This window comes from Streptomyces coryli (assembly GCF_011044975.1).
Lineage (GTDB): Bacteria > Actinomycetota > Actinomycetes > Streptomycetales > Streptomycetaceae > Streptomyces > Streptomyces coryli.
In genome coordinates this window covers 1-12,021 of record NZ_JAAKZV010000241.1, presented here as the reverse complement: position 1 = coordinate 12,021, position 12,021 = coordinate 1, and the positions used below count along the sequence as shown (strand labels likewise).

General features: G+C 71.8%; 11 protein-coding genes. 7 read left to right on the top strand and 4 right to left on the bottom strand.

The window, feature by feature from the left end; translation table 11 throughout:
- Window positions 1-180: 180 nt before the first annotated feature.
- Window positions 181-1,035: a helix-turn-helix domain-containing protein gene (locus tag G5C51_RS34110; protein ID WP_165243322.1), complete on the bottom strand. Its 855-nt coding sequence runs from the start codon at window positions 1,033-1,035 to the stop codon at window positions 181-183.
- Between the two features lie 103 nt (window positions 1,036-1,138).
- Here G5C51_RS34110 and G5C51_RS34105 point away from each other — a divergent pair, with 103 nt between their 5' ends.
- Window positions 1,139-1,726: an NADPH-dependent FMN reductase gene (locus G5C51_RS34105; RefSeq protein ID WP_165243320.1), complete on the top strand. Its 588-nt coding sequence runs from the start codon at window positions 1,139-1,141 to the stop codon at window positions 1,724-1,726.
- On the opposite strand, the gene G5C51_RS34100 is transcribed toward G5C51_RS34105, so the two are convergent.
- Entirely contained in the window at window positions 1,723-2,970 is a 1,248-nt protein-coding gene (locus tag G5C51_RS34100; RefSeq protein ID WP_420824888.1) for an AI-2E family transporter, read from the bottom strand. The two genes, G5C51_RS34105 and G5C51_RS34100, sit on opposite strands and share 4 nt — an antisense overlap.
- A 127-nt stretch (window positions 2,971-3,097) precedes the next feature.
- On the opposite strand from G5C51_RS34100, the gene G5C51_RS34095 reads away from it, so the two are divergent.
- Window positions 3,098-5,308 carry an ATP-binding protein gene (locus G5C51_RS34095; protein ID WP_165243318.1) on the top strand — a complete coding sequence of 737 codons (2,211 nt, stop codon included), beginning with the start codon at window positions 3,098-3,100 and terminating at the stop codon, window positions 5,306-5,308.
- Between the two features lie 46 nt (window positions 5,309-5,354).
- Window positions 5,355-6,758 (top strand): dihydrolipoyl dehydrogenase, encoded by a 1,404-nt coding sequence (lpdA, locus tag G5C51_RS34090; RefSeq protein WP_165243316.1) that lies wholly within the window; start codon window positions 5,355-5,357, stop codon window positions 6,756-6,758.
- Window positions 6,759-6,828: 70 nt separating this feature from the next.
- Here the strand turns inward: lpdA and G5C51_RS34085 are convergent, their stop codons facing one another.
- Together G5C51_RS34085 and G5C51_RS34080 are read right to left on the bottom strand one after the other, a co-directional pair.
- A complete protein-coding gene (locus G5C51_RS34085; protein ID WP_165243314.1) occupies window positions 6,829-7,242 on the bottom strand; it encodes a hypothetical protein in 414 nt (137 codons plus the stop codon).
- A 115-nt stretch (window positions 7,243-7,357) separates the two neighbouring features.
- Complete coding sequence (locus G5C51_RS34080) at window positions 7,358-7,846, bottom strand: VOC family protein (protein WP_165243312.1); 489 nt, start codon at window positions 7,844-7,846, stop codon at window positions 7,358-7,360.
- A gap of 154 nt (window positions 7,847-8,000) precedes the next feature.
- Here G5C51_RS34080 and G5C51_RS34075 point away from each other — a divergent pair, with 154 nt between their 5' ends.
- The 4 genes from G5C51_RS34075 to G5C51_RS34060 all read left to right on the top strand — a co-directional run.
- Window positions 8,001-8,360: a hypothetical protein gene (locus tag G5C51_RS34075; RefSeq protein ID WP_165243310.1), complete on the top strand. Its 360-nt coding sequence runs from the start codon at window positions 8,001-8,003 to the stop codon at window positions 8,358-8,360.
- Between the two features lie 99 nt (window positions 8,361-8,459).
- A complete protein-coding gene (locus tag G5C51_RS34070; protein WP_165243308.1) occupies window positions 8,460-10,037 on the top strand; it encodes a substrate-binding domain-containing protein in 1,578 nt (525 codons plus the stop codon).
- Window positions 10,038-10,088: 51 nt separating this feature from the next.
- On the top strand, window positions 10,089-11,438 hold the full coding sequence (locus tag G5C51_RS34065) for an aspartate aminotransferase family protein (protein ID WP_240930110.1): 1,350 nt from the start codon (window positions 10,089-10,091) through the stop codon (window positions 11,436-11,438).
- A gap of 46 nt (window positions 11,439-11,484) precedes the next feature.
- On the top strand, window positions 11,485-12,021 hold a 537-nt coding region (locus G5C51_RS34060; protein ID WP_165243304.1), incomplete at its 3' end, for a YdeI/OmpD-associated family protein.

The following is a 12,021-nucleotide window of genomic DNA, read 5'->3' as shown; positions in this document are numbered from 1 at the left end:
GTGGGGGCGGGGCTCGGCGTCGTGCTGCTGGCGGAGGGCAATGCCCGGCTGTATCCGCGCCCGGATCTGGTCCATCTGCCGGTACGGGGCCTGGCGCCGAGCGAGTTGGCGCTGCTGTGGCGCGCCGACGACCGGCGGCCTGAGGTGGCGGAGTTCGTGGCGGCGTTCTCGTAAGAACGCTCAGCCCGACACCGCCCGCAGCGCCCCCGGGCGGCGCCCGGCCAGGCCGTCCAGTGCGGCCGCCGCGGCCGGGTCGGCGGGGAGCAGGGTGAGGATCCTGAGGTCGTGGTCGGCCGGCAGCTCCAGCACCTCGAAGGCCAGCCGCAGTTCGCCCGCCTCCGGGTGTGCGAAGCGGGTCACCCCGCTCGCGTCCGGCAGCCCCGGGACTTGCTCGAGACGTCCGGTGAACTCCGTGCCCGCGGTGACCGTCAGCTCGTCGGCGAGCGCCGCGCCGTCCGGGTCGCGCCGGTACGGGCCCTGCTTCAGCGCGGCGATCCGCTGGTCGGCGACGTGGTCCCAGTCCGGGTAGACGGTGCGGGCGCGCGGGTCGGTGAAGACGTAGCGGGTGAGGTTCGGCGGGTCGCCGTCGAGCAGGCCGGCCGGGGCGGCCAGCCGCTCGTAGCCCTCGGTCCAGGCGAGGGCGTCGCCGATGCCGTTGACGAGGACGGCGGGGGTGGGCTCCAGGCCGCCCAGGAGTGCGCGGACCGTGGGCCGTACGGTCCGGGCGGGCGGGACGGCGCCCATGCAGGAGAAGCCCGGCTCCGCCGTCTTGGCGAGGCGGTGCAGGTGCACCCGCTGCGTGGTGTTCAGCCGCAGCGCGTCCGCCAGCGCGCCGAGCACCGGGGCCGACGGGCGGCGGTCGCGGCCCTGTTCGAGGCGGGTGATGTACTCCGCGCTGACCCCGGCGAGCGTCGCCAGCTCCGAGCGGCGCAGGCCCGGGGTGCGGCGGCGCGGCCCGGTGGGCAGGCCGGCCTCGGCGGGGGTGACGGCCTCGCGGCTGACCCGGAGGAAGAGCCCGAGCTCGTTGTCGCTCATGCCACCGAACGTAACAGCGGGCCCGGCTCCGTAGCCTGGCCCTCTCCCTACTACCCTCCGCCCGGCCTTCCTGACCTGCGCGGATGCCGCCAGGCTCGTAGGCATGACGAATTCAGCGCTCAAGCTCGCAGTGATCATCGGCAGCGTCCGGGAGGGCCGCTTCGCGCCGGTCGTCGCCGAATGGTTCGGCAAACAGCTCGCGGACCGCGGGGACTTCGACGTGGACTGGATCGACCTCGCGGAGCAGCGGATCCCGCTCGAACTGCCCCCGACCCCGCCGGCCATCGACCCGGACCTGCCGCGGCCCGCGTACATGGACGAGCTCACCCGGCGGATGGCGCGGGCGGACGCATACGTGATCCTCACGCCCGAGTACAACCGCAGCTTCCCGGCCTCGCTCAAGTCCGCGATCGACTGGTACTGCACCGAATGGCAGGCCAAGGCGGTCGGCTTCGTCGGCTACAGCGGCGGCACCGGCGGCGTGCTCGCCATCGAGCAGCTGCGGCAGGTCTTCGGCGAGGTCCGGGCGCACAGCGTCCGCGAGTACGTGTCCTTCCCGCGCTATTACGTGCACCTGGAGGAGGACGGCTCGTGGAACCCGCCCGAGTACAACGCGGCCGACGCCTCGCGGATGCTCGACGAGCTGCTGTGGTGGGGGAAGGCGCTGCGTGACGCGCGCTCGCGGGGTTAACCCCGGTCGTCGCCGTCCCGGTCGTGCCGCCACCTGTTCCGCATCCGCCGCGCCGTCGACCGCCCCGGCATCCGGCGGCGCGGCGCGTGCGCCTCGGGGCTGACCTCGTAGCGGGTGATGTACGCGCCGAGGAACGCCTGCAGCGTCGCCGTCGCCGGGATCGCGATCAGCGCGCCGACCGCGCCCATCAGCGCCGCGCCCGCGATGACCGAGCCGAAGGCGACCGCGGGGTGGATGTCGACCGTCTTCGCGGTGATCTTCGGTTGCAGCACATAGTTCTCGAACTGCTGGTAGATCAGGACGAAGGCCAGCACCCACACCACCGTCCACGGGCTGATGGTGAAGGCGAGCAGCATCGGCAGCGCGCCCGCGAGGTAGGTGCCCACCGTCGGGATGAACTGCGAGATCACGCCCACCCATACCGCCAGCGCGGGCGCGTACGGGAGGCCGAGGATGAGGAACAGGATGTAGTGCGCCAGTCCGGAGATCAGCGCCATCAGGCCGCGGGAGTAGATGTAGCCGCCCGTCTTGGCGACCGCGATCTCCCAGGCGCGCAGCACCGCGGCCTGCCGGGCCGGGGGCATCAGCGAGCAGATGGTGCGGCGCAGCTGCGGGCCCTGGGCGGCGAAGTAGAAGGAGAAGAGCAGGATCGTCAGGAAGCGGAAGAGGCCGCCGAGGACGGTCGTGGAGATGGCCCAGGCGTTGTCGGCGGTGTCCGCGAGGTAGTTCTGGACCCATTTGGAGTTGAGGAAGTCGTCCTGCAGCTCATCGGCGTTGAGCTGGGCGTCGAAGGTCTTGTTGATCCAGATGACCGCCGAGTCGATGTAGTCGGGGAAGTTCTCCACCATCATCCGGACCTGGTCCGCGAGCAGCGAGCCGAGCAGCGCCAGGAAGCCGCCGACGACCACGAAGACGCCGAGGAAGACCAGCCCGGTCGCCGCGCCGCGGCGCATCCCGCGGGCCGCCATCCGGTCCACGGCCGGCTCGACGGCGAGGGCAAGGAAGAACGCGACCAGGATGTTGAGCAGCAGGCCGAGCAGCCGGTGGAAGGCCCAGTTGGTCAGCAGAAAGGCGCCGTAGAGCGCGAAGGCGAGGACGAGTGCGCGCGGCAGCCAGCGCGGCATCCGGTCCGCGCCGCCGCGGCCGGTGGCGGCATCCCCGGGAGCGCCTCCGGCGGCGCCACCGGCCCCGGTGTCGGGCGTCGGCTGGGGCGTGGCGGGCTCGTCTGATGCGGTCACGGGCATAAGTCTGGCATTCGTCATGCGCCCCGGAGCCGACCCGCGAGGGCGCATGTGCACGCTCATGCGCCCTCGCGCAAGCCGTTCCGCGCAAAACTGTCCCCGGAGCCGACGGCGGTGCAGACTGAGCTTCGTGACGGGGACCGGAATCTGGCGTGCGGGAAATCTGCCTGCCGAGACGTCCAGTTTCATCGGACGGAGCGGCGAAGTCGCGGATCTCGCCGCCCTGTTGCCCCGGGTGCGGATGGTGACGCTCGCCGGGGCCGGTGGCGTGGGGAAGACCCGGCTGGCGCTGCGGGCCGCGACCACCGCCGGGCGGGAGTCGGCGGCCGCCTTCCCCGACGGGGTCTGGTTCGCCGAGCTGTCGGCGCTGCGCGACCCCGCGCTGCTCGGCCTGGAGCTGGTGCGGGTGCTCGGCCTGGTCGACCGTTCCGTACGGCCCGCCACCGAGGTGCTCGCCGAGGCGCTGGCCGACAAGCGGCTGCTGCTGGTGCTCGACTCCTGCGAACACCTGGTCCCGGCCTGCGCGGAGCTGGTCCCCGAACTGCTGCGGACCGCGCCAGGACTGCATCTGCTCGCCACCAGCCGGCAGCCGCTCGGCATCCCCGCCGAGCGCCGCATCGAGGTCGCGCCGCTGCCCGCCGACGGCCTGGAGAGCGAGGCGGCACACCTCTTCCAGGCCCGCGCGCACCGTGGCCACGGGGAGCCGTCGCCCGCCGTCCCCCCGCCCCGCGGTGCAGGCGCCGTCGCGGAGATCGTCCGCCGCCTCGAGGGCATCCCGCTCGCGATCGAGCTGGCCGCCGCCCGGCTGCGCGCCGGCGATCTGACCACCGGGGAGCTCGCCGAGCGGCTCGGCGCCCGGTTCGAGCCGCTCGCGCTGGACGACCGGGGCAGCTCCGCCTACAGCCACGTCCCCCGGCACCAGGCGCTCCGTACCGCCATCGGCTGGAGCCACGAGCTGTGCGCCCCGCCCGAGCGGCTGCTCTGGGCCCGGCTCTCGGTCTTCGCCGGCGGCTTCGACACCCGGGCGGCGGTACGGGTCTGCGCGGGCGGCCCGCTCGCCGCCGAGCGGGTCGCGGCCACCCTCGACGCGCTCGCCGCGAAGTCCGTCATCCGCCGCGAGGAGCCCGGCGACCGCTACCGGATGCTGGACACCGTCCGCGAGTACGGCGCGTACTGGCTGTGCGAGCTCGGCGAGGAGCAGGACGTCAGGCGCCGCCACCGCGACCACTATCTGCGCCTCGCGCAGCAGGCCGACGTCGAGTGGATGGGCCCGGCCCAGGTCGCCTGGCACCGGCTGATCCTCGCCGAGAGCGCGAACATCCGCGGCGCCCTCGACTTCTGCCTCGACGGGCCCGACACCCGGGCCGCGCTGCAGCTCGCCGGAGCGCTGTGGTTCCACTGGTACGCCTGCGGCCACGCCCGCGAGGGGCGGCACTACCTGGAGGAGGCGCTGGCCCGTACCGCTTCGGAGGCGGACGGGCCCGATCCCGTACGGGCCAAGGCGCTGTGGGCCTGCGCCCTCGTCGCGCTCGCCCAGGGCGACCAGCCCGGTGCTTCCTTCCTGATCGCCGGCTTCGCGGCCGCGTCCGACGACTCCCCCGGCGCCTGCGCCGGCGTCGCCCACCTCAAGGGCGTCGCCGGCACCCTCAGCGGTGATCAGTCCGCCGCGGCCGCGGAACTCGACTCCATGCCCGAGTCCGCGCTGCGGCAGAGCGGCGACTACCCGGCCGTGTGGTTCATGGCCAAGGCCGCCCGCGCCTTCGTCCACATCCACCTCGGCGAGCAGGAGGCGGCGGTCCGCGTGGCCCGGGAGCTGCGCGCGGCGACCGCGGCCCGCGGCGAGGTGTGGTGCCGCGCCTGGGCGGACTACATGATCGCCGCCGCCTCGCTGACCCTGGGCGACACGGCCGCGGCGCTGGCCCATGCCCGTACCGCCCTGGAGGGCCGCCGCAGACTGAACGACAGCCTCGGCAGCGCCATGACCGTCGACCTGCTCGCCGCGGCCGCCGCCCACCCGGGCCCGGGCCGGGACGGGCGGCGGGCGGCGCGGCTGCTGGGCGCCGCGGACCGGATCTGGCTGACCCTCGGCGTGGTCCGGCTGGGCATGCCGGAGCTCCTCGCCGCCCGCACCGCCTGCGAGACGCAGGCGCGGGAGGCGGTGGGGGAGGCCGGCTTCCGGGAGGCGTACGCCGAGGGGCTCGCGCTGGGGCCCGGCGACGGGGTCGCGTATGCCTGCGGGAGCGGTGACCTCGGCGGTGACCTCGGCGGTGACGAATGCGGTGACGCAAGCGGTGACGCCAACGGCGACGAATGCGGTGACGAAGGCCTCACGACCGCCTGAGCCGCCCCCGGCGGCGGACCCGCTTCCGGATGATTACCTTGGTGGCATGAGCGAACACTTCGACGTTGTTGTGCTGGGCGCCGGTCCCGGCGGGTACACCGCGGCCGTACGGGCCTCCCAACTGGGCTTTCGGACCGCCATTGTGGAGGAGAAGTACTGGGGCGGTGTGTGTCTGAACGTCGGGTGCATCCCGTCGAAGGCGCTGCTGCGCAATGCCGAGCTCGCGCATCTCTTCCAGCACGAGCAGAAGACCTTCGGCATCAAGGTGGACGGCCAGGTCAGCTTCGACTACGGCCAGGCCTTCGAGCGCAGCCGCAAGGTCGCCGACGGCCGGGTCGCGGGTATCCACTACCTGACCAAGAAGAACAAGATCAAGGAATTCGAGGGCCGCGGCACCTTCACCGACGACCGCACCCTGCAGGTCGCGCTCACCGCGGGCGGCACGGAGACGGTCACCTTCGACAACGTGATCATCGCCGCCGGCGCCACCACCAAGCTGCTGCCGGGCACCTCGCTGTCCGAGCGCGTGGTGACCTACGAGGAGCAGATCCTCTCCTCCGAGCTGCCCGGCTCGATCATCATCGCCGGGGCAGGGGCGATCGGCGTCGAGTTCGCGTACGTCCTGAAGAACTACGGCGTGGACGTCACCATCGTCGAGTTCCTCGACCGCATGGTGCCGACCGAGGACGCGGACGTGTCCAAGGAGCTGCTCAAGCACTACAAGAAGCTCGGCGTGAACGTCCTGACCTCGACCCGCGTCGACGCGATCGACGACAGCGGCCCGAAGGTCAAGGTCACCGTCACCGGCAAGGACGGCTCCCAGCAGGTGCTGGAGGCCGACAAGGTGCTGCAGGCCATCGGCTTCCAGCCGCGGGTGGAGGGCTACGGCCTGGAGAACACCGGCGTGAAGCTCACCGACCGCGGCGCCATCGACGTCGACGGCCGGGGCCGTACCAACGTCCCGCACATCTACGCCATCGGCGACGTCACCGCGAAGCTGATGCTCGCGCACGCCGCCGAGGCCATGGCCGTGATCGCCGCCGAGACCATCGCGGACGCGGAGACCATGGAGCTGGACTTCCCGATGATCCCGCGGGCGACCTACTGCCAGCCGCAGATCGCCTCCTTCGGCTACACCGAGGCGCAGGCGAAGGAGAAGGGCTTCGACGTCCAGGTCATGAAGTTCCCGTTCTCCGCGAACGGCAAGGCGCACGGCCTCGGCGACGCCGTCGGCTTCGTGAAGGTGATCAGCGACGCCAAGTACGGCGAGCTGCTCGGCGCGCACCTGATCGGCCCCGAGGTGACCGAGCTGCTGCCGGAGCTGACCCTGGCGCAGCAGTGGGACCTGACGGTCCACGAGGTCGGCCGTAACGTGCACGCGCACCCGACGCTGGGCGAGGCGGTCAAGGAGGCCATCCACGGTCTCGCGGGCCACATGATCAACATGTAGTGCGAGCCGTACGCGACAGGGCCCGGGGTGCTGCCCCGGGCCCTGTCGCGTCGTGCGGTGTCGTGCGGTGTCACGCGGCGTTGAGCGCCTCGGTGATCTTGCGGACCATCTCCGTGGTGGCGGGGCCGGGACCGCGCTTGTTCGTACGGACGGCGGCCTCGACCGCGACGAGGACGGTGGTGAGGAAGTTGCCGGCCTCGGCCGGGTCCTGCTTCTTGAGCAGGGCCATCGACTCGGTCAGGGCGGGCAGCACCCGGTCGGCGAGCTCGGCGATGTTCTTGCCGCCCAGGTCCATTCCGCCGGTCGGCGCGCCGAGCACGTGCCCGATGGCGCCGGTCGCGGAGGTCAGCGCGATGCTGCCCTGGGTGGCGGCCTTGTGCGGCTTCTCGGCCACACCCGGGGCGGACATCAGGCCCACGGCGCCGTAGGCCGCGGTCCGGAGGGTGAGCTTGTCCTGGTCGGTGAAGGTGACGGTGACGGTCATGGCGTTGGCTCCTTAGGCGCTGGCGTCTTCCTGATGACCCAAAGCCTGCGCCCGCCCGCTTTCATCTCGGTCTCGGCGCGGTTTCACCGCCGCTTTCACCGTCGCTGAGGGCGCCCTACGCCTTGCCGTCGGCGGCGTCCTCGATCGCCTGGATGTCGATCTTCTTCATCTTGAGCATCGCGGCGGTGGCCCGCTCGGCGCGCTCCGGGTCCGGGTCATTGGTCAGGTCGTTCAGCCGCTGCGGCACGACCTGCCACGACAGCCCGAACTTGTCCTTCACCCAGCCGCACGGCCCTTCCTCGCCGCCGCCCGCGGTGAGCTTCGCCGTCATGTCGTCGACCTCGTCCTGGCCGCCGACGTCGATGCTGAGCGAGATCGCCTCGGTGAAGGTGAACTGCGGGCCGCCGTTGAGGCCCATGTACGACTGCCCGTCGAGATCGAAGAGGACGACCAGGACGTCGCCGGGGGTGCCGCCGACCTCGCTGATGGCCTTGTTCGCGTACTGAATGTCGGTGATCTTCGAGTTCGGGAAGACCGACGTGTAGAACTCGGCCGCCTCTTTCGCCTGGCCGTCGAACCACAGACAGGGGGTGATCTTCGGCATGATGCTGCCTCCTCGGGAGCGAGTGGTGCGTCTCTTAAGAAGGCAGACAATCCGGCGGCCGAAAACTCATCGGCACGCGATGCGGACGTCACCTACGCCCGGATGAGTAGCGGTACTCATCCGGACGCCGCACGTCTCGGCTTGAGTGAGGGGCATGACGACAACCGAGACCGCACCGCGCGCCGCCGGCCGGTACGACTGGGTCGCCCCCGTGATCTCCACCCTGCTCACGCTGCCCGCCATGGTGATCGCCTGGTTCGCCGCGACCTTCTCCGTGATGGCCTGCGACTCCTGCGGCAGCGCGGAGGCCGAGGCCTTCGAGTCGTCGTATGACATCGCCTATCCGGTGTTCATGATCGGCTTGCTGGTGCCGCTGGGGCTGCTCATCACGTCGTACGCACTTCCCTGGGAGCCGCGCAATCAGGAGAAGCGGGTGTTGTTCGCGCTGCTCGCCCCGCTGTCGGTGGTGCTCCTCTATCTGGGCTTCGCGGGCATCGTCGACTGGCCGTCCTGATGGGCCCCGTCCTATGGGCCGCCAACGCTCGGTGAACAGCTGCCGAAGCCTTGCGGGCGGCCCGTCCAAGTAGCCGCTTAGGTACGTAACTTGGGCCCCGTGTCGAACATACCGTGGGAGATCATCCTCGCCGTGGTCGGCGTCGTTGTGCCGGTCGTGGCGGCCCTGTGGGAGTTCGTCGTCGTCGGCCGCAAGCGGCTCGGCTATCGCGTCCAGATGGACACCACGGCCACCGACGAGATCCACTCCCGGTACGCGGGCGCGCTGCAGCAGCTGCAGGAGGACGGCCAGGCCCCGCTCTCCGAGCCGTCCTTCGTCCTCCTCCGCATCGAGAACAACGGCGCCGTCCACATCGACACCAGCGACTACGCCGTCCTCGACGACCAGAAGGTCGGCATCCGGGTGCGGTTCCCCGGCCGCCGGGTCGCCGGGATCGTGGTGACGGAACTCAGCGACGAATTCCTCCGCCCCGCCTTCGAGGACGATCCCGAGACCGGCGCCCGCTCCGGCCTGAACGTACGCCGCGCCGAAGGCGTTATCGAGCTGCCCAAGGTGCCGATGAACCGGTCCGCGCACTACAAGGTGCTGGCCGCCCTCGACCGCGCCCCGGGCGACGGCCGCCCGGGCCCCGGCGAGCCGTATGACGACCCGGTGGTGATCGGCGGCATCAAGGGCGGCGTCGGCAACGGCCGGATCCAGCCCACCCGCAGCCGCGTCCGCACCCCGGGCCTCACGATGGCGATGGTCGGTTTCCTGGTCATGATCATCCTCGGCCAGCTTGCCCTCTCCCTCACCCAGGAAGACGCCACCGCCGCCCCTCTCGACTGCGCGAAGGGGAAGCTGACGCTCGGCGGCTCGACCGCCTTCGCGCCGGTGCTGAAGGAGGCGGCGAAGACGTACGAGGACACCTGTCCCGACGCGGACATCGCGGTCAGCGCGCGCGGCAGCCTCCAGGGCCTGCGCGACCTGGACCAGGCGGGCAAGGACGACGCCGATGCCGCGAGCGGCACCCGGCTCGCCTTCACCGACGGCGCGAAGGGCAACGGCTTCCCGCAGCTGCTGCCGCGCCCCGTCGGCCTCTCCCTCTTCACCCTCGTCATCAGCAAGGACGCGGGCGTCGCCGACCTCAGCCCGGACGACGTGCGGCGGGTGTACGCGGGCGACGTACGCAACTGGAAGGAGCTCGACGGCGCCGACCTCCCGGTCCGCCTCGTCGGCCGCCACTCCGACTCCGGCACCCGCAAGACCCTCGAGCGCAAGCTCCTCGACGGCACCCGCGAGCCGCCCGAGACCAGCGACGACTGCGAGGAGCGCGGCGAAGGCGCCCCCGACGGCGTGCTGCGCTGCGAGCGCGGCTCCACCCGCGAGGTGCTCGACGCGGTCGCCCGCACCCCCGGCGCCCTCGGCTACAGCGAGCTCGGCGCCGCGGCCGGCCGCCGCGATGTGCTGCAGACGCGGATCGGCGGCCAGGCGGCGACGCTGGCGGGCGCGGACCACCGCGCGTATCCCTTCTGGGAGACGGAGTACGCCTACACATACGCCGAGCCGCCGGCGGGCTCGCTCGCGGCGGGCTTCCTGCGCTACCTGACGAGCGAGGTGGGCTGGGATGTCGTCCGGGCGCACGGCCACCGCCCCTGTTCCGAACTGCGGAATCCCGTGCTGTGCCGGCCGGAGTGACGGTTACGATCGCTGATCCGTACCGCCTTGCGACCCTGCCGGGAGAACATGATGTCCCTCGCCCACCTGACCACGGGCGCGGAGGTCCGCGCTGCCGACCGGGCGCACGTCTTCCACTCCTGGTCCGCGCAGGACGCGATCAGCCCGCTGCCGGTGGCGGGGGCTGAAGGTTCGTATTTCTGGGATTACGACGGGCAGCGGTATCTGGACTTCTCGTCCCAGCTGGTCTTCACCAACATCGGGCATCAGCACCCGCGGGTGGTCGCCGCTGTGCAGGAGCAGGCGGGGCGGCTGTGCACCATCGCGCCGTCGTTCGCGGTCGATGTGCGGGCGGAGGCGGCGCGGCTGATCGCGGCGCGTACGCCCGGGGATCTGGACAAGATCTTCTTCACGAACGGGGGGACGGAGGCCGTCGAGCACGCGGTGCGGATGGCGAAGATCGCGACCGGGCGGCCGAAGGTGCTGGCTGGGTATCGCTCGTATCACGGGGCCACGTCGGGGTCGATCCACCTGACCGGTGAGCCGCGGCGGTGGGGTGCGGATACCGGGATGTCGGGGGCGGTGCACTTCTTCGCGCCGTATCTGTACCGGTCGCCCTTCCACGCGGTGGACGAGGCGCAGGAGTGCGAGCGGGCGCTGGCGCATCTGGCGGAGGTGATCGCGTATGAGGGGCCGGGGACTCTTGCGGCTCTGATCATCGAGCCGGTGATCGGCTCTGCGGGGGTGCATGTGCCGCCGGACGGCTATCTGGCCGGGGTGCGGGAGCTGTGCGACCGGCACGGGATCGTGCTCATCTTCGATGAGGTGATGGTGGGGTTCGGGCGTACGGGGGCGTGGTTCGCGTCGGACCACTGGGGCGTGGCGCCGGATCTGCTGACCTTCGCGAAGGGCGTGAACTCGGGCTATGTGCCGCTGGGCGGGGTCGCGATCGGCGAGCGGATCGGGTCGGTGTTCGCGGAGCGGCCGTATCCGGGTGGGCTGACGTATTCGGGGCATCCGCTGGCGTGTGCGGCGGCGGTGGCGACGATGTCCGCGATGGCGGACGAGGGCGTCGTGGAGAACGCGGCTCGGGTGGGGGCGGACGTGCTGGGTCCTGAGCTGGCCGCGCTCGCGGAGCGGCATCCGGTGGTGGGTGAGGTGCGGGGGATGGGCGCCTTCTGGGCGCTGGAGTTGGTACGGGACCGGGAGACGCGGGAGCCGCTGGTGCCGTATGCGGCGGCGGGTGCTGCTGCCGCGCCGATGGGGAAGATCGCGGCGGCGTGTACGTCGCGGGGGCTGTGGCCGATCGCGGCGGGGAATCGGCTGCATCTGGCGCCGCCGTGCAATGTCGCTGACGCTGAGGTGAAGGAGGGGCTGGCGGTGCTGGATGAGGCGCTGTCGGTGGGGGATGGGTTGATCTAGCTGATCTAGGACGGGTTCTGTCCTATTGCCGTCTTACGGTGAGGGCATGAACTCACTTGATGCGGCGGCGGATGCCGTTTCGTTCGCGGACGTGGCCCGGCTGGAGGCCTGGCTGGAGGTTCACCACGCGGAGAGTGCGGGGGTGTGGATCCGGGTCGCGAAGAAGGGGTCGGGGGTTCCGTCGGTGACGGCGGCGGAGATCATCGATGTGGCGCTGTGCTTCGGGTGGATCGACGGGCAGCGGCGGGGGCTGGACGAGACGTACTACCTGCAGCGGATCACGCCGCGCCGGCGGCGGTCGACGTGGTCGCAGGTGAACGTGCGCAAGGTCGCGGCGCTGGAGGCCGCGGGCCGCATGCGGGCGGCCGGAGCGGCCGAGGTGGCGGCGGCGAAGGCGGACGGCCGGTGGGACGCCGCGTATGGGTCGCAGCGGGAGGCGGTGGTCCCCGCGGACCTGGAGGCGGCGCTGGCGGGGCGGGCGGAGGCGCGGGCGTTCTTCGAGTCGCTGGGGAAGACGGACCGGTATCTGGCGATGCTGCCGCTGCTGAAGGCGACGGCTGCGCGGCGGGGCGGGCAATTGGGG